This is a genomic window from Bacillus methanolicus PB1 (assembly GCF_000262755.1).
GTDB classification, from domain to species: domain Bacteria; phylum Bacillota; class Bacilli; order Bacillales; family Cytobacillaceae; genus Bacillus_Z; species Bacillus_Z methanolicus.
On the sequence record NZ_AFEU01000003.1, the window covers coordinates 1,162,807 to 1,178,960 of the forward strand.

At 38.8% G+C, this 16,154-nt stretch carries 18 protein-coding genes and 2 other annotated features (1 of these 20 running past the window's edge); of the genes, 2 read left to right on the forward strand and 16 right to left on the reverse strand.

Going from position 1 to position 16,154, the window contains the following annotated elements; translation table 11 throughout:
* Nucleotides 1–228, reverse strand: a binding site (T-box leader) (it extends 22 nt beyond the left edge of the window).
* Nucleotides 229–304: 76 nt separating this feature from the next.
* On the reverse strand, nt 305–1,057 hold the full coding sequence (locus PB1_RS15545; protein WP_004438760.1) for a TrmH family RNA methyltransferase: 753 nt from the start codon (nt 1,055–1,057) through the stop codon (nt 305–307).
* A 117-nt stretch (nt 1,058–1,174) separates the two neighbouring features.
* Between PB1_RS15545 and sspI the strand changes: the two genes are divergently transcribed.
* Nucleotides 1,175–1,381: a small acid-soluble spore protein SspI gene (sspI, locus tag PB1_RS15550; protein WP_004438763.1), complete on the forward strand. Its 207-nt coding sequence runs from the start codon at nt 1,175–1,177 to the stop codon at nt 1,379–1,381.
* Between the two features lie 93 nt (nt 1,382–1,474).
* On the opposite strand, the gene PB1_RS15555 is transcribed toward sspI, so the two are convergent.
* Both PB1_RS15555 and PB1_RS15560 read right to left on the reverse strand, forming a co-directional pair.
* Nucleotides 1,475–2,560, reverse strand: a complete 1,086-nt coding sequence (locus PB1_RS15555) for a M42 family metallopeptidase (RefSeq protein WP_004438765.1) — start codon at nt 2,558–2,560, stop codon at nt 1,475–1,477.
* Nucleotides 2,561–2,631: 71 nt separating this feature from the next.
* On the reverse strand, nt 2,632–3,123 hold the full coding sequence (locus tag PB1_RS15560) for a dUTP diphosphatase (RefSeq protein WP_004438768.1): 492 nt from the start codon (nt 3,121–3,123) through the stop codon (nt 2,632–2,634).
* 117 nt (nt 3,124–3,240) lie between these two features.
* Between PB1_RS15560 and PB1_RS15565 the strand changes: the two genes are divergently transcribed.
* Nucleotides 3,241–3,642, forward strand: coding sequence for a hypothetical protein (locus PB1_RS15565; protein ID WP_004438771.1), 402 nt, complete (start codon nt 3,241–3,243; stop codon nt 3,640–3,642).
* A 104-nt stretch (nt 3,643–3,746) separates the two neighbouring features.
* Here the strand turns inward: PB1_RS15565 and rplT are convergent, their stop codons facing one another.
* From rplT to mutM, 13 genes are all read right to left on the reverse strand, one after another.
* Nucleotides 3,747–4,106, reverse strand: a complete 360-nt coding sequence (rplT, locus tag PB1_RS15570) for a 50S ribosomal protein L20 (RefSeq protein WP_004438774.1) — start codon at nt 4,104–4,106, stop codon at nt 3,747–3,749.
* Nucleotides 4,107–4,137: 31 nt separating this feature from the next.
* Complete coding sequence (rpmI, locus tag PB1_RS15575; RefSeq protein WP_004438777.1) at nt 4,138–4,338, reverse strand: 50S ribosomal protein L35; 201 nt, start codon at nt 4,336–4,338, stop codon at nt 4,138–4,140.
* A 16-nt stretch (nt 4,339–4,354) separates the two neighbouring features.
* Nucleotides 4,355–4,873, reverse strand: coding sequence for a translation initiation factor IF-3 (infC, locus tag PB1_RS15580; RefSeq protein WP_162829158.1), 519 nt, complete (start codon nt 4,871–4,873; stop codon nt 4,355–4,357).
* 53 nt (nt 4,874–4,926) lie between these two features.
* Nucleotides 4,927–5,062, reverse strand: a sequence feature (ribosomal protein L20 leader region).
* Nucleotides 5,063–5,273: 211 nt separating this feature from the next.
* Nucleotides 5,274–7,208, reverse strand: coding sequence for a threonine--tRNA ligase (thrS, locus tag PB1_RS15585; RefSeq protein ID WP_004438782.1), 1,935 nt, complete (start codon nt 7,206–7,208; stop codon nt 5,274–5,276).
* Nucleotides 7,209–7,574: 366 nt separating this feature from the next.
* The gene (ytxC, locus tag PB1_RS15590) at nt 7,575–8,441 is read right to left on the reverse strand and encodes a putative sporulation protein YtxC (protein ID WP_004438783.1); all 867 of its coding nucleotides are present in this window, start codon (nt 8,439–8,441) and stop codon (nt 7,575–7,577) included.
* A 325-nt stretch (nt 8,442–8,766) separates the two neighbouring features.
* Entirely contained in the window at nt 8,767–9,696 is a 930-nt protein-coding gene (gene dnaI / locus PB1_RS15595) for a primosomal protein DnaI (RefSeq protein WP_004438785.1), read from the reverse strand.
* A gap of 17 nt (nt 9,697–9,713) precedes the next feature.
* Nucleotides 9,714–11,108 carry a replication initiation and membrane attachment family protein gene (locus tag PB1_RS15600; protein ID WP_004438788.1) on the reverse strand — a complete coding sequence of 465 codons (1,395 nt, stop codon included), beginning with the start codon at nt 11,106–11,108 and terminating at the stop codon, nt 9,714–9,716.
* A 46-nt stretch (nt 11,109–11,154) separates the two neighbouring features.
* Nucleotides 11,155–11,637 carry a transcriptional regulator NrdR gene (gene nrdR / locus PB1_RS15605; protein ID WP_004438790.1) on the reverse strand — a complete coding sequence of 161 codons (483 nt, stop codon included), beginning with the start codon at nt 11,635–11,637 and terminating at the stop codon, nt 11,155–11,157.
* A gap of 297 nt (nt 11,638–11,934) precedes the next feature.
* On the reverse strand, nt 11,935–12,315 hold the full coding sequence (gene speD / locus PB1_RS15610) for an adenosylmethionine decarboxylase (protein WP_004438794.1): 381 nt from the start codon (nt 12,313–12,315) through the stop codon (nt 11,935–11,937).
* 315 nt (nt 12,316–12,630) lie between these two features.
* Complete coding sequence (locus PB1_RS15615) at nt 12,631–13,662, reverse strand: glyceraldehyde-3-phosphate dehydrogenase (RefSeq protein WP_004438796.1); 1,032 nt, start codon at nt 13,660–13,662, stop codon at nt 12,631–12,633.
* 244 nt (nt 13,663–13,906) lie between these two features.
* A complete protein-coding gene (gene coaE, locus PB1_RS15620; protein ID WP_004438797.1) occupies nt 13,907–14,509 on the reverse strand; it encodes a dephospho-CoA kinase in 603 nt (200 codons plus the stop codon).
* A 19-nt stretch (nt 14,510–14,528) separates the two neighbouring features.
* Nucleotides 14,529–15,164 carry a sporulation membrane protein YtaF gene (gene ytaF, locus PB1_RS15625; protein ID WP_004438800.1) on the reverse strand — a complete coding sequence of 212 codons (636 nt, stop codon included), beginning with the start codon at nt 15,162–15,164 and terminating at the stop codon, nt 14,529–14,531.
* 159 nt (nt 15,165–15,323) lie between these two features.
* Nucleotides 15,324–16,148 carry a DNA-formamidopyrimidine glycosylase gene (mutM, locus tag PB1_RS15630; RefSeq protein ID WP_004438802.1) on the reverse strand — a complete coding sequence of 275 codons (825 nt, stop codon included), beginning with the start codon at nt 16,146–16,148 and terminating at the stop codon, nt 15,324–15,326.
* Nucleotides 16,149–16,154: the final 6 nt, after the last annotated feature.

The window sequence follows — 16,154 nt, forward strand, 5'->3', positions numbered from 1 at the left end:
CGCGGTACCACCCTTCTTAACACGCTTAGCAAAATAACAGCTAAAGCGGGTTCGCTTCATTCAGATAACGGCATATGCCGGTGCATCTTTACATTCCTTTTAGGAATGGTCCTGATGCCAACTCAGGAGGTGAACTTCACTTTTTCTTCCCATAAAAATGCTTCCAGTCTACGGCATTTTCTCCCTGAATGGTGTGAAAAAGCTACTTTTCTCCATCATCGTTTTTATGTATGCATTTTTGGTGTCTATTATAGTAAATTCTTATTCTTCTTTCAAACGGTTTTGAAAAATAGTGTGCCCATTTTTAACCTAACAAATAATACAGCAATATTCCCGTTGCAACAGCAACGTTTAATGATTCGCTTTTTCCATGGATCGGGATAAAAAGATTTTCGTCTGTTTTTGCTAATAATTCTTTATTTACACCGCTTCCTTCGTTTCCGACAATTAATCCAAACGATCCTTCCGGTTTGGCTTCCGTGTAGATTCTGGCATTGTCGAGGGCTGTTCCATAGACAGGGATATTCTCTTGTTGAAGCCTTTCCATCCACTCAAACAAATCCCCTCTTACAACAGGAAGATGGAAATGGCTCCCCTGTGCGGAACGAAGAACTTTAGAATTATAAATATCGACACTGCCGTTGCCGACAATGACTGTGTCTACTCCTGCAGCATCCGCTGTTCGGATCATGGTTCCTAAATTTCCTGGATCTTGGACGGCATCTATTAACAGAAACCTTTTCCCTTTTATTTGATCTTGGCCGATTTTAGCCTGCCGGCACACGGCTAAGACACCTTGAGGAGTTTCCGTTTCCGACAAGGTGTTGAAAATCTCATCTGTCACCATCGTGACTGGAATCGAACCGTAATTGAAGCGTGACGGCCATTCCGGCTTTTCGTTAATAATTAAATTTAGTACGCTTCCGGCTTTTAAGGCCTCTTCAACGAGATGGAAGCCTTCGACGAGAAATGTTCCTGTCTTGTCCCGCTCTTTTTTTGTTAAAAGCTTTTTCCATTGCTTCACTTGCGGATTTTGAACAGAGTGAATGTGTTTCAAACACTGTCTCTCCTTTTTTCGTAATCAGTTCCCTTATTATAACTTAACTGCTTTACATATTAAATTCAAAATTAGAAATGATAATATCGATAGGAAAATTGAAAGGAGCGGTTAAAAATGAATTTAAATTTACGGAAAGCCATTATCCAAAATGTTTCCGGAAACTCACAAGACGAATTAAGAGAAACAATTGTTGACGCCATCAATACCGGAGAAGAAAAAATGCTGCCGGGTCTCGGCGTACTTTTTGAAGTAATCTGGAAAAATTCCTCTGAACAAGACCGCCAGGAAATGCTTCAAACGTTGGAAAGCGGCTTAAAATAAAAAAATAAAACTCATTATTTAACTGAACAAACAGTAAGAGGCTGTTTCAAAAGCCTAAGGGTCAGACCCTTATGAGACAGCCTCTCTGTCTTTTTATTCAAATGTAATTTTTTCAACCGTCTCTTTATCAAGCCGTTTGATTACTTCAACGATCAAGCGAACCGCATTTTCATAGTCGCCGCGATGAAGGATTGCAGCATGAGAATGGATGTAACGGGTTGGAATTGTAATCGATATTGACGGTACGCCCTTATGAGTGAGATGGATTGCACCCGAATCGGTACCGCCGCCGGCCATCACATCAAATTGATAAGGAATGTTTAGTTTATCAGCAGTGTCGGTTACAATGTCGCGAAGTCCTTTATGCGAGACGATGCTTGCATCATATAAAATAATTTGCGGGCCTTTCCCCAATTTGCTTAATGATTCTTTTTCCGAAATGCCCGGAGTGTCTCCGGCAATCCCAACATCCACTCCAAAAGCAATGTCCGGTTCGATCTTTTGAGCAGAAGTACGGGCACCGCGTAAACCGACTTCTTCCTGAACCGTTCCAATACCATAAACCACGTTTGGATGATCCTCGCCTTTTAATTGTTTCAGTACATCAATCGCAATCGCACAGCCGATGCGGTTATCCCATGCTTTGGCAAGAAGCATCTTCTCATTATTCATAACAGTAAACTCAAAATATGGAACGGCCATGTCCCCGGGGCGTACGCCCCATTCCATTGCTTCATCACGGCTTGAAGCTCCAATATCAATAAACATGTCTTTTATTTCTACAGGTTTTTTTCTCGCTTCCGCCGGAAGGATATGGGGAGGCTTTGAACCGATTACACCGGTTATGTCTCCTTTACGGGTCACAATTGTCACCCGTTGGGCAAGCATTACTTGAGACCACCAGCCCCCGACAGTTTGAAAGCGCAAAAATCCTTTGTCATCAATGTGGGTGATCATGAAACCGACTTCATCTAAATGGCCTGCAACCATAATCTTAGGTCCGCCGTCTTTTCCAACCTTCTTGGCAATTAAACTTCCCAGGCCGTCGGTTGTTACTTCATCTGCATAAGGAGCTATGTATTTTTTCATCACTTCACGCACTTCGCGTTCGTTGCCGGGAATTCCTTTTGCATCGGTTAAATCTTTCAGCATTGTTAACGTTTCATCCAAATTAGCCATTATTTCGACTCCCCTTATATGTTTTTCAAATCATTATACAAGAAGCTTTTAAAAAAGATCAAAAAATTCTGCTAATATCCTTGTCGCTGTCTTTCATAATTTACTTCATTTTTTTCAATATATGCCTGTTCGATTTGCGCCGGTGTAAAACCAAGAAGACTTGCAAGTTCTAAATAACCTCGAAACATTAATTGATAATGATGGTAGGTACGAAATTGTTTAAAATTTACAATTAATTGATAAACTCGTAAAAACTGTTCATTTAAAGAGGTTGTTGTTTTTGAATGCGGGAACTCCATTTTTTCAAGTTCAAAACCGAATTCGATCCCGAGAGACAGGATAAAATGGATTCCGTCTACAAACTCTTCTAAAACAACTTTGTGAGGAGACGGAGGCTTTACACTCCAAAATTTAAAACAGCGGGTCTCATTTGCCAATTCTCCCAATTCAACAAGAAGAGCAAGGACCTTCCTGTCAAATAAATTCTCATCCAATAATTGATGCTTAGTTTCAATATGCCGATCTAAAGCTTTTTGCATTTCAAATAGTTTTTGGAAATCCATCCTTTGAAACCCTTTCAAGATTATTTTTGTATAAAAAAATTATATCAAATTACAAAAATGATGAAACTTTTTAAAGTTTAATTCGTAATTAAAAAAAAATTATTGGAGGAGCATGTAATGATGTGGATGCTGCGCTTCCTATTGTTTGCACTTATCATTTTTGCCGTTTACAGCTTGACTAAATATTTATTAAACCCGAAGCGAAAGCTGGAACTCGCTCATGAGCAAAAGCGCTTTTATTTTTTTGATGACGAGAATAATGTCCATAAAAATTTTTTGCTTACCTATAAAGGTGTATTATTTGAAGGAGAAAAATACTTGGGAACGACGGAAAATGCCTTTGAGGTTGTGTCCATCTTTATATGGCCGCGTAGCGTTTCTGAACTAAAGGGTTTGGTTAAGGAAGATTTTCTTTTCATCGAAAGCAAGATACGTGAACATTATTCCAGTGCAAAGATTGACTGGAAAAGTCCTATAAAAGAATTTTTGGAAAAAAACGATCCTGAATATCCTAAATAACTACTTGATTTTTCTATAGCTTATATGACAGAAACAACGGCATAAGTATTCCAATTAATATTTAAAAAGCCATCCTCCTTTGAGAATGGCCGTTTTCGACATAATTATTTGCTAAATTGTTGTTTCGCAACATTTGCTAATTCAGTAAACGCTTTTTCGTCAGAGACGGCTAAATCTGCAAGCATTTTGCGGTTCACTTCAATTCCTGCAAGCTTTAAGCCATGCATTAAACGGCTGTAAGAAAGGCCGTTCATACGGGCAGCCGCGTTGATACGGGTGATCCAAAGTTTGCGGAAGTCGCGTTTTTTCTGGCGACGGTCGCGATATGCATACATTAAAGACTTCATTACTTGCTGGTTAGCAACTCTATATAATGTATGTTTAGAACCGTAATAACCTTTAGCTAATTTTAGAACTTTTTTACGACGTTTGCGAGTAACTGTACCGCCTTTTACACGTGGCATGTTATTTCCCTCCTAGATAAATCTTTCAAGATTACTTGATATTGTCTAATAAGTGACGAATGCGTTTGAAATCGCCTTTAGAAACAAGCGTTGCTTTACGAAGTTTGCGTTTTTGTTTAGTCGATTTATTAGCAAATAAATGGCTTGTGAATGCGTGAGAACGTTTTAGTTTACCGGATCCAGTTTTCTTGAAACGCTTGGCAGCGCCGCGGTGAGTTTTCATTTTTGGCATTTGGTATTCCTCCTTGTTACTTGTCGTTTTTTGGTGCCAGGACCATAAACATGCTTCGGCCGTCCATTTTTGGATGTGACTCGACTGTTGCAATATCTTTGCAAGCTTCCGCAAAACGCACTAAAACACGTTGGCCTATTTCTTTATGTGTAATCGCACGACCTTTAAAACGGATCGATGCTTTCACCTTATCGCCTTTTTCCAAGAATTTAATCGCATTCCGAAGCTTTGTGTTAAAATCATGTTCTTCAATTGTAGGACTAAGACGAACTTCTTTAACGTTGATGATTTTCTGATTTTTACGCGCTTCTCTTTCCTTTTTTTGCTGCTCAAATTTATATTTTCCATAGTCCATAATGCGGGCTACCGGAGGCTTTGCATTCGGCGCAACTAATACGAGATCAAGATTTACGCGTGCAGCAATTTCAAGTGCTTCGTTTTTGGATTTAATTCCTAATTGCTCGCCATTTTGGTCAATAAGGCGGACTTCACGGGCACGGATACCCTCATTTAAGATCATGTCTTTGCTAATAATTAGACACCTCCATGGTTTGTTTAGCGAATACAGCGTTTGGAAAAAGAATGATGAAAAATAAAAAAGTGCGGATGAAAACACCCGCACTGCGAAAGACACAACCAGCCTTTAAATTTTGCGCAAAACCTGTCAACAGCCAACAGCCTCTAGCGTCAATCAGGTGAGAAGCGGGTGCTTCTTCTTTTCCACAAACTTGTATTCAATTCACTTAATTTACTATATCACAAACCATGAATAAATGTCAATCAAACCCTTTTTAATCACAACGAATTGTATTTTAACAGAAGGCTTCACGTAATGCAATAACTTTTTTGTTATTCCTTTTGTACGTTGGCCTAAAAAAACGTTTTCTCCTCTTTTCATTCAGTCTTTTCGGAATCGAAAGCCCTCCGTTTTTTCATTATGAAAGCTTCACTTCTTCTTTCAAGGATGAAACAAAGTCTGCAAACGAAACAGTTTCCGATTTTTGTTCACCGTATTTCCGGACGTTAACCGCATTGTCTTCCACTTCCTTATCGCCGACTACAAGCATGTAAGGAATTTTTTGCATTTGCGCTTCGCGGATTTTGTAGCCGATCTTTTCATCACGGTCATCCAGTTCGGCGCGGAATCCTTCAGCCTTCAGTTTTTCCTGTATCTGTTTGGCATAATCATAGTGAGCATCAGGCGAAACAGGAATCACTTGTACTTGAACCGGTGCAAGCCATGTCGGGAAGGCGCCCTTATATTCTTCAATTAAGTAGGCAACAAAGCGCTCCATTGTGGAAACAACGCCGCGGTGGATAACAACTGGACGATGCGGTTTACCGTCTTCACCAATATACGTTAAATCAAAACGGTCCGGAAGCAAGAAATCCAATTGAACGGTTGATAAAGTTTCTTCCTTGCCTAATGCTGTTTTAACTTGAACATCAAGCTTAGGACCGTAGAAGGCCGCTTCTCCCTCTGCTTCAAAATACTCAAGGCCAAGTTCGTCCATTGCCTCTTTTAACATGCTCTGGGCTTTTTCCCACATTTGATCATCGTCATAATATTTTTCTTTGTCTGCCGGATCACGGTAAGAAAGGCGGAAAGAATAGTCTTTTATATTAAAATCTTTATAAACTTCTAATACAAGTCGAACAACACGCTTAAATTCGTCTTTAATTTGGTCAGGGCGGACAAAGATATGTGCATCATTTAATGTCATTCCGCGCACACGCTGCAGTCCGGAAAGCGCGCCTGACATTTCATAACGGTGCATTGTGCCAAGCTCCGCAATCCGGATCGGCAATTCGCGGTAGCTGTGCATGCTGTTTTTATAGATCATCATATGATGAGGGCAGTTCATCGGACGCAGAACAAGCTGTTCATTGTCCATTTCCATGACCGGGAACATATTTTCCTGATAATGATCCCAGTGGCCGGAAGTTTTATATAATTCTACACTTCCCATGATTGGAGTATATACATGGTCATAGCCAAGACAAATTTCTTTATCAACGATGTACCGCTCGATCACACGGCGGATTGTCGCACCTTTTGGCAGCCAGAGCGGCAGTCCCTGGCCGACTTTTTGTGAGTTTGAAAATAAGTTTAGTTCTTTTCCAAGCTTGCGGTGATCACGCTCTTTCGCTTCTTCCAGCAGGCGCAAGTGTTCCTCTAGATCTTCCTTTTTAAAGAAAGCTGTGCCGTAAATGCGCTGAAGCATTTTGTTTTTGCTGTCCCCGCGCCAATAAGCTCCAGCAATGCTGAGCAGCTTAAATTCTTTAATTTTTCCGGTTGAAGGTACATGAACACCACGGCAAAGATCGAAAAATTCACCCTGCTCGTAAATGGTTACCTTCTCGTCAGCTGGAATAGATTCAATCAATTCAAGCTTGTATTCATCGCCAATTTCTTTATAAAGCTGCACTGCTTCTTCACGGCTCACTTCTTTCCGTACAATTTCAAAATTCTCATTAACGATTTTTGCCATTTCCTTTTCGATTCGCGGCAAATCTTCCGGCGTCAGAGAATCCTCAAGATCGATATCATAGTAAAAACCGCCTTCAATGACAGGCCCAACGCCAAGTTTTACATTTTTGTACAAACGCTTTATTGCCTGAGCCATTAAATGTGCAGTGCTGTGGCGAAGCACTTCCAATGCCTCGTCACGGTCAGGAGTAATAATTTCTATTTCTCCGTCTTCTTCGATCGGACGGCGAAGATCATACATTTGGCCGTTTAATTTACCGGCAATGGCTTTTTTCTTTAGTCCCGGACTAATTGAAGCTGCAATATCTTCCGTTGTCGTTCCTTTAGGAAACTCCTTCACTGCCCCATCAGGAAACGTAATTTTTACACCGTCTGACATAATTTTACCTCCCTTTTTTAATAAATAAAAAAACCCGTCCCTGTAAAAAGGGACGAGCGATTACCCGTGGTTCCACCCAAATTCCCACCGGCCAAATTGAATATCAGGCTCGATGGCTTTGATACAGAATAACGGTCTGCAGCCGTCAGCACTTACTAGTGATTGATACTTTTTTCGTTCACGTTCAATGTGAAGTTTAGAGGTGGTAAGCATTCCATCCGTATTAGGAAAGTTTCAGCCTTGCTTTCCCTCTCTGTAAACCGTGAAAGAATACCCTTGTCCTCATCATTACCTTTAACAAATAAGTTTATTAATTATTATGTACGTTATTATAGTGCGAAGTTTTCGAAAAAGCAAGAGCTGCTTTCAATTCTCTTCAGCTGTATATGGAATAATGCTAATTTGTCCATACAATGCGGAAACAGGTTTAATTGATACACGTTCTTCAAATATATTCACAATTGTCCGGATTAGCGGTTGGTCCGGTTCTTCTGTATAAAGAAAGATCGTAGCAGGTGCAATCGACAACAGTGGAGCAATCGTAGCAGAATCAACATAAACAGGGTGATTAAATAGCAGTTTTCTGTCTATCATTCTCGCAAGATCTCCTCGCTTAATCTCATCATATTTTTCATCAAAAAAGGTAATTCCATCATCGATTAATAAATGAAGATGAGAAATTTTCGACCTTTTCATTTCTAAATATTCCCTTAATGTATGAATAAATATCTGGTATTCCTGCTCCATTTTGTATTCATCAATCGACACTTGCACATATTTCTCAAGTATTTCTAAAAATGGCCTTAGCCGAAACTTAACAAATGAATCAAACGAAAAAGAGAGATTTTCACGAAAAACTTGGTCCATTGCATGAATTAACATAGTATCCAGATCAGTATCTTTAAAAAAGAAATCCAATTCCTCTCGTTTTCCTTCAAAAATTGAATGGATAATGTCAAGGATTTGCTGCTGCTCTTCGGGATCCTCAAAATAGTAATGCTCTGCAATAATCGTTCGCAGCCATTCATCACGTTTCGTATAAGTAATAAATTCATAAAAAGCTGTTTTGATAGCTCGCAAAGTATCATTCGAATGCGAATTTATTGAAACTTTTACTATATGTCGATCTTCAAAAAGAAGAATCTTTTTTTTAGCTTCAGAGGATAAATGGAGCTGTAATGCCTTGTGCAAGTTTGAAGCGTCCTCATTGTTTTGGAAGATGATTTCAATCAACACCAAATCCCCCCTTATAACGTGGAGAAACAAATCTTTGATTTAATGTATATGGAGGACTTGGTCAAAATAGAAGTCTTACAAAGGGAAAATCTTTCAAAAAACGTGCATGAGTTTTAAACTCCCAACCCTAACATGGAAATAGCTTTCATTATAAAACAGAACCAACATAATAAGGCGGTGTGAGCGAAGCAAAGCTCTAAATATTTACAAAGCTAAACAAATATCTTGCTAAAAATAAGTAGGCATTTCTATATTTGTTTGTGTAGCACCGCCCCTTTTCCACAGAAAAAGAAAAAGGCCGCCATAAAGGGAGCCTGGAAAATTATTCTCTGCGGTTTGGGCCATCAACTTTAACGGGCTCCGCAAGATATTTGATCCGTTCCATTATTCTTGCAGCTTTTATCTGCTCTTCTTCACCGCGCTGGCTATAGGCAAGATGGTGCTGCAGTTCTGTCATGTTAAAATTTGAGGTAAAGAAAGTTGGTAAATTCTCCATCATCCGAAATTGAAGAATGGTTCCCAAAATCTCATCTCTTGCCCAGCTGCTCATCGTTTCTGCCCCAATATCATCCAGCATTAAGATCGGAGTCTTTTTCATAATTTCAAGTTTCTCGTTTACCGTTTGATCGCCAATCGAATTCTTCATTTCACGGAAAAATTCTGGAACATAAACAATCAATGAGCTTATCTGTTTTTTAGCCAGTTCATTGGCGATGGCACCTAATAAATACGTTTTTCCCGTTCCAAATGGCCCAAACAAATAAAGTCCTTTCTGTTTTTCTCCGGGACGGTATGTTTCAACAAAATCTTTTGCCAGCTTGATTGCTTTAAGCCTTCCTTTATCCAGCTCAAGCTCACCGAGAGAAGATTTAAGAATCTCTTTCGGCACATATATGCTCTGGATTAACCGTTCTTCTTTTCTTCGTTTGTCGTATAACCGTTTTCGCGGACAGCGGTCATAATTGATATCGATTGAACTGCCGGTCAGCACTAAGTGAGGGTGGTAGCCTTTCATAATATTTTTGCAACCTTCAAGGCTAGGACACTCTTTGCATTCTTTGCTTTGAGTACTGTATTCATAAAGCTTTGTTAAGCTTTTTTCAAGCATCTCCGGTGTAATGGAACCTCGATTTTCAGCCAAAAATGCTTTTACATATGGATCTTTGTAAATTTCTTGTTTCATTAATTCATATCTTTTTTGAAAATCTACATTATTTGCAAGTTTTTTTATTGTATCATTAATATTTTGCATGTAAAGACTCACCCCCCTCACTTATACTTTTTAAGCTCCTCTTCCAATTTACGCTTTTCGGATTCGAAATCAAAATCATCTTCTTCATGATTTTTCTGTTCAACCGATTGTTTTTGAAGGAACCAATCCGGCAGCATTTCCGTTCGAACAGATTTCTTTTTCGATTGAGAACCGGCATTTTTCTTTCCTTGAGCCCATTCCAGATATTGTTTGTGCTCATTTTTGGCAAGTTCCATAGCGTCTTTGACCGTTTTTATTTTTTTTCGCGCCCAATGACTGGCTATTTTTTCCACGTAACCTTTTGTAAGCTTCATATCTGTCTTTAGCATAACATATTGAATAAGCACATTCACAACTCCCGGGAGAAGCTTTTGATTAAACATAATTTCTTCAATAATTTTTAAATCGGCATTTGAAGCCTCTGCTCCGCCTGAAAGGTCTTTTAAGAGCTGCCTTGGTGATGTTGTTTCGAAATAGAGGATTAGCTCTTCTTCCTTCGATTTCGGTTCAGAACTGCCTGAATGGTAAATTACCGGTTGCACCCGGTCTACAAGCGCAGGGAGCTGATCGTTATGTTCAAATTGATACCAATCTCTTGCTGCTTTTCTTAGTTCTTCGATATCAATTTCATTATCTGCTGTGACAGCACTAATGACAATATTTTTCATTTGAATCGCATCGATTCCGTAAAGAAAAGCTAAATTGCTGATTGCTTCTTTTACTTTTCTGTTCAAAGCTTTTTTCGGAACGATGGATTCCTGCAAGCCTGCTTGCAAAAGTTCAAAGTTAAATGTTGATTCATCAATTTGTATTCCTTCCTGTTCTTTCCTTCCAATAAAAACATGACCATCAGCAGGAAAATTATCATTGGATGCATCCTTGTTCAATTGAAAAGCAGAAGGAGGAGCAGAAGCAAAAACATCCTGAAATGGCTTTGTAATTTCTTTATAATCATTCCGTTCAGGAATTTTTTGGTCACTAAAAAAACGCTTTAAGCGATTGAATTGATTTTTTCCGATTTTACGGTATAAATATATATTCAGCATCCCATCTAAAAAAAACTGTTCAGGTGTCAATGGAGGCAGTAGTTCATATATAAACGATCGGAAATCATCATCATTACGGACATAGCATTTCATTAATCCGATTCCTTCAAGCTTCAAACGGGCCATATAAATCTCTTTAAGGTTTATACCCATCAAAGTCATTAAACTGTGATGGGAAGAAGATTCGGACCAAAGCCGGTTTTCTTCCAATTCAGCCCATAATGTCATGTATAAACTAAAACATACATGTCCAATTAACGGCTGATATAATAAAGTCAATACTTTGCGGTCATATTCGTGAAGAAGCCCGTTCGCCGAAACGATATATCGGTCAACAGGTAAAATTTCTTGCCAGTGCTGCGCCATCGTTATTCAAACCTTTCAGTAAAAAATCCATCATTGAAAAAAAGAGCTAAAGATTATCTTCAGCTCCGTTATGACTATTATTCTTAATCAGTTCTTTTAATTCTTCAATGAAGACATTAATATCCTTAAATTGACGATAAACAGAGGCAAATCGCACATATGCCACTTCATCAATTTTGGCAAGCCTGTCCATCACCATTTCACCGATCGTCTCACTTTTTATTTCCGACACACCTTGGCACCGAAGTTCTTTTTCTACTTCTTGGGTAATATCTTCTAATTGATTAAGTGCAACAGGCCGTTTTTCACATGCTTTTATTAGGCCTCTTAATATTTTTTCCCGGCTGAATTCTTCGCGTGTTCCTTCTTTTTTAACGACAATAAGAGGAATTTCTTCTACTTTTTCAAACGTTGTAAAACGGTACCCGCAATTTTCACATTCCCGTCTTCTGCGAATGGACCGCCCCTCATCAACAGGCCGGGAATCTAAAACACGAGTACTGCTATTTTGACATGAAGGGCATTTCATATAATCAGCTCCAGCAAAGGATTTATTAAGTAAACTATCATTTACTAATATCTTATAAAAAAGAAAAAGTTAGTACAAGTAGGACTCGATTTTTTAGCGTTTTTCGCTGATCCCAAATATGTAATTTCACCATCGGGGCTGATTCATAAGGGTGTGACTCCCTCCAACTTTAACAATATATAGAGAATGGTTTTTATTAGTGAGGGATTTGACCCTTTATTTTTAGTCAGCCCCACATTTTTTAGTAACTAAAAAGAGGTGTATTGAATACACCTCTTATCATTCATTTTCAAAATATTACAAAGCTTGTGCTTGCGTTTGTTTAACTTTAACAGGACCCATTCCGCGCGGGATTTCGATATTCTCGCGTGTTTGGGCTCCTAACGCTTCTGCAATATAATCAGCAGCAATGTTAGGATCTAAATCGCCGCATGTATAAACATCTATGCTTGCGTATCCGTGTTCAGGAAAACTGTGAATTGTCAAATGAGACTCGGAAATAATAACAACTCCGCTTACACCCTGCGGTGCAAATTTGTGGAATACTACCTCACGGATTTCTGCACCAGATTTTAATGCAGCTTCAACAAAGATTTTTTCAATTTGCTCCATGTCATTTAACTTTTCAAAATCGCAACCCCACAATTCTGAAATAACGTGACGACCCATTGTTTCCATAATTAAAGCTCCCCCTTTAACTTTTTTTCTAATTTCCTGAAATTTCGATTCGAAACTGGTATCCAAACTACCACGGGGGAAAGTTAGTCCAAAGAGGTCCTAACCCTTTAAGTAGCTATCGTTACCTTATTTCAAGAAGTTCACGATGATTAGTATACTTTGTTTAATTTTTTTTTGCAACACATGAATAAATTTTTTTTATGAGAATTATTGTTAATAATGAATTGAGTCGCATTTCCTCAACTTTTCGAAAAAAAAACTTACCGGTATCCGGTAAGCAAATAGGTAATTGGGGAAGTTAAATAAAAAGTTTGATTAGCCTACTTTTATTGCAGAACTGGTGAACATTTCCTTTGCAACAAGTTTTGCAAGATCAACAACGCGGCAAGAATAACCCCACTCGTTGTCATACCATGCTAACACCTTCACTTTATTAGCGCCGATCACCATCGTTGAAAGACCGTCAATGATAGCTGAATGTTCATTTGTATTGAAATCGATCGAAACAAGCGGATCATAAGTAATATCAAGAATTCCGTTCAATGAATCCTTGGAGGCTGCAACAAATGCGTCATTTATTTCATCGACAGTAACTTCGCGTTTCAAATCAACAACCAAATCAACGAGAGAAACATTTGGTGTTGGTACGCGAAGAGCTATGCCATGCAGTTTGCCTTTAAGCTGCGGCAACACTAATGACAAAGCTTTCGCTGCACCGGTGCTCGTTGGTATGATTGATTGCCCGCATGCTCTTGCACGGCGCAAGTCCTTGTGCGGATTATCAAGATTCTTTTGATCATTTGTGTATGCATGGACAGTCGTCATAAATCCGTTTATGATACCAAATTTTTCATCAAGGACTTTTGCCACCGGTGCCAAACAGTTGGTCGTACATGATGCATTTGAGATAATATTATGTTTATCAATATTTAAAACGTTTTCATTTACTCCCATAACAATAGTTACATCTTCGTCTTTCCCAGGGGCCGTCAGAATTACTTTCTTTGCACCTGCATCAAGATGAAGGCTCGCTTTGTCACGTGAATTAAACTTGCCTGTTGCTTCAATCACAATATCGATATTTAATTCTTTCCATGGAAGTTCTTGCGGATTTCGATTATTTAAAAGTTGGACTCGTTTTCCATTTACAATCAACGCATGATCATCTGGAATGACTTCTCCGTCAAATTTACCGTGTGTTGAGTCATATTTTATTAAATGGGCCAGCGTTTCAGGAGGATAGCTTGCATTAATGGCCACAATATCAAGGTTATTTTCATGGATGGCTTTTCTGAACACCATTCGTCCAATTCTTCCAAAACCGTTAATCGCTATTCTTGCCTTCATTTTACGACTCCTTCCGCATTAATGTTATACTTTTCAAAAACAATTTTGTAATTAGTATAACATATTAATCCTTGTATGTGTTATATAAAATACGGAATTTATAAATATTTTACTATCCGAAATATTTGTATTATGATGTTGTTTATCTGTTTTTAGTATGTCATTTTTAATTAAGGACATACAAAGGCAGATCGAAAAAACCTTTTAAAAATAAAAAGAGAGGAATACAATCCCTCCCTTTCTGTCATTCTGTATATCCCCATTCAAGCAAAATCCGCATAAGCTGTTTTCGTGTTTCTTCAATCGATCCGTTGTTATCGATCACTGCATCCGCTAATATTATTTTTTCCTTTAAAGGCATCTGTGAATTAATTCTCGCTTCCGCTTCCTGCTCCGTAAAATGGTTGCGCTTCATGAGCCTTTTTAGCTGTGTCTCTTCATCTACATATACGAGCAAGGTTTTATCGACCATATATGTCAGCTTGCTTTCAAACAAAAGGGGAATATCCATAACAATCATTTTTTCTCCACGAGCTTCTGCGTCTATTTTTTTGGAAAGCATTTGCTCACGGACAGCTGGATGGACAATCGTGTTTAAAAGCATCCGCTTTTCACTGTTATGAAAAACAATCGATCCAAGTTTAGCCCGGTCAATCGTGCCATCGCTTTGTAAGATTTCCGGGCCAAAATGCGAAACGATTTCATGATATGCCTTTTTACCTTTTTCAACAGCGAGGCGGGCTTCAACATCAGCATCAATAACCGTAATTCCAAGATCTTTTATCATATTTGAAACTGTGCTTTTTCCACTAGCAATGCCACCTGTTAATCCTACGACTAAAGCCATATCCTATTCCTCTCTTATACTACATTTTACTAATTCCTATGAAAATTAGTAAGACACCAGGTATAAAAGTGAACTTTTGCAGCCATGTGCTGTTTGAAAACAACGCACCGGTTTTCATCCCAACGTACACAAATAAGGAACTCATAACTGCAACTGTCACTGCTAAAAAAACCGGAGAATACCCAAGCATCGCAGCACCGACCCCGGCTCCAAAAGCATCTAATGATAAAGCGAGCCCCAGCATAAATGCTTCGATGCCGGTAATTGTTCCAGACCGGTCAAAGTCAGCAGACATAGGTTTACGAAGAATGTTTATCACAATACCTAATGATTTAATTTCAAAATTAGCTATTGTTTTTTCACCGGGAAGAACATCCTTCAATTTTTCCGGCCGAAAAAATTGAAACAAGACCCAGCCGCCAAGAAAAATCAAAATGATGCCCCCTATACTTTCTGAAACGTCCGGTTTAATAAGGTTTTCAAAAAAATGGCCGATTCCCATAGCAGCCAACAGTGTCACAGCTGAACAGCATGCTAAAACGGCAATCGATTTTAATGGGATTTTCATTTTCTTTAATCCGTAAGTAAAGCCAACACTAAAACTGTCAAGACTGACAGCAAAAGCTAGTAACAGAAGTGAAATCAACTGCGCCATCTTATGAGCTCCTTCCTGTCAATCGCTAAGCACAGTATATGAAAGAAGCCCATTTAATGTGCAATTGATTCAAAAATATTCAAGAATTTTTACTCCCAACCCAAACATTGTAATAGGATCTTTTCCAAAAAATAGAAGCACCGCCTTTCGTTCCTTATTTCATTTTTGGCAGTTTGCGCAGTAATGTGTGCCCCTGCCGCCTACAACTGACTTCTCAAGCGGTGAGCCGCAAATCTTGCAATCCTCTCCTTCCCGGCCGTACACAAAATGTTCTAATTGAAACATGCCTATCTGTCCCTGGGAATTGACATACGACCGAATTGTACTTCCTCCTTTGGAAACCGCTTCAGATAAAGTTGCGATAATTTCCCTGTGAAGACGCTCGATTTCCTCCCGTGTCAATGAATTGGCTGCGCGTTCCGGATGGATTTTTGCCCGAAACAAAGCTTCATCAACATATATATTTCCAAGCCCGACAACGATTTTTTGATCTAATAGCGCTGTTTTCACTTTCCTGTTTGTTTTGCCGAGTTTTTCGGCAAGCGCACTGATCGTGAAAGAATCAGAAAAAGGTTCCGGTCCAAGCTGATTCAACGGAGAAAAATGAAATTCAGTTCCCTTCTTGTATAAATGCATCGTTCCAAATTTACGAACGTCTTTATATCGCAGCTCTGTCCCGTCTGAAAAATGAAAAATGATATGTGTATGTTTTTCGATTGGGTCATTCTTTGAAAACAAAGTGTACCGCCCTTCCATCCGTAAATGGGATACAAGAGCATAATCATTCGTATAAAAAATTAATAATTTCCCTCTTCTCTCGATCTGTACAATCGTTTGGCCAATTAGAGCATCCTTAAACTGCTCAACTTCTTCAGGGTGTTTAATCATTTTCGGCCAAAAAACAGATACATGATCAATCTGTTTATGAAGAACAAGCTTTATTAATGTCCTTCTTATTGTTTCTACTTCCGGAAGTTCCGGCACACTTGT

Coding starts and splice junctions, on each gene's coding strand:
- sspI (WP_004438763.1), top strand. CDS start 1,175: ATGAATTTAAATTTACGGAAAGCCATTATCCAAAATGTTTCCGGAAAC.
- PB1_RS15555 (WP_004438765.1), bottom strand. CDS start 2,560: ATGGCTAATTTGGATGAAACGTTAACAATGCTGAAAGATTTAACCGAT.
- PB1_RS15560 (WP_004438768.1), bottom strand. CDS start 3,123: ATGGATTTCCAAAAACTATTTGAAATGCAAAAAGCTTTAGATCGGCAT.
- PB1_RS15565 (WP_004438771.1), top strand. CDS start 3,241: ATGATGTGGATGCTGCGCTTCCTATTGTTTGCACTTATCATTTTTGCC.
- rplT (WP_004438774.1), bottom strand. CDS start 4,106: ATGCCACGTGTAAAAGGCGGTACAGTTACTCGCAAACGTCGTAAAAAA.
- rpmI (WP_004438777.1), bottom strand. CDS start 4,338: ATGCCAAAAATGAAAACTCACCGCGGCGCTGCCAAGCGTTTCAAGAAA.
- thrS (WP_004438782.1), bottom strand. CDS start 7,208: ATGTCAGACGGTGTAAAAATTACGTTTCCTGATGGGGCAGTGAAGGAG.
- dnaI (WP_004438785.1), bottom strand. CDS start 9,696: ATGCAAAATATTAATGATACAATAAAAAAACTTGCAAATAATGTAGAT.
- PB1_RS15600 (WP_004438788.1), bottom strand. CDS start 11,108: ATGGCGCAGCACTGGCAAGAAATTTTACCTGTTGACCGATATATCGTT.
- nrdR (WP_004438790.1), bottom strand. CDS start 11,637: ATGAAATGCCCTTCATGTCAAAATAGCAGTACTCGTGTTTTAGATTCC.
- speD (WP_004438794.1), bottom strand. CDS start 12,315: ATGGAAACAATGGGTCGTCACGTTATTTCAGAATTGTGGGGTTGCGAT.
- PB1_RS15615 (WP_004438796.1), bottom strand. CDS start 13,662: ATGAAGGCAAGAATAGCGATTAACGGTTTTGGAAGAATTGGACGAATG.
- coaE (WP_004438797.1), bottom strand. CDS start 14,509: ATGGCTTTAGTCGTAGGATTAACAGGTGGCATTGCTAGTGGAAAAAGC.
- ytaF (WP_004438800.1), bottom strand. CDS start 15,164: ATGGCGCAGTTGATTTCACTTCTGTTACTAGCTTTTGCTGTCAGTCTT.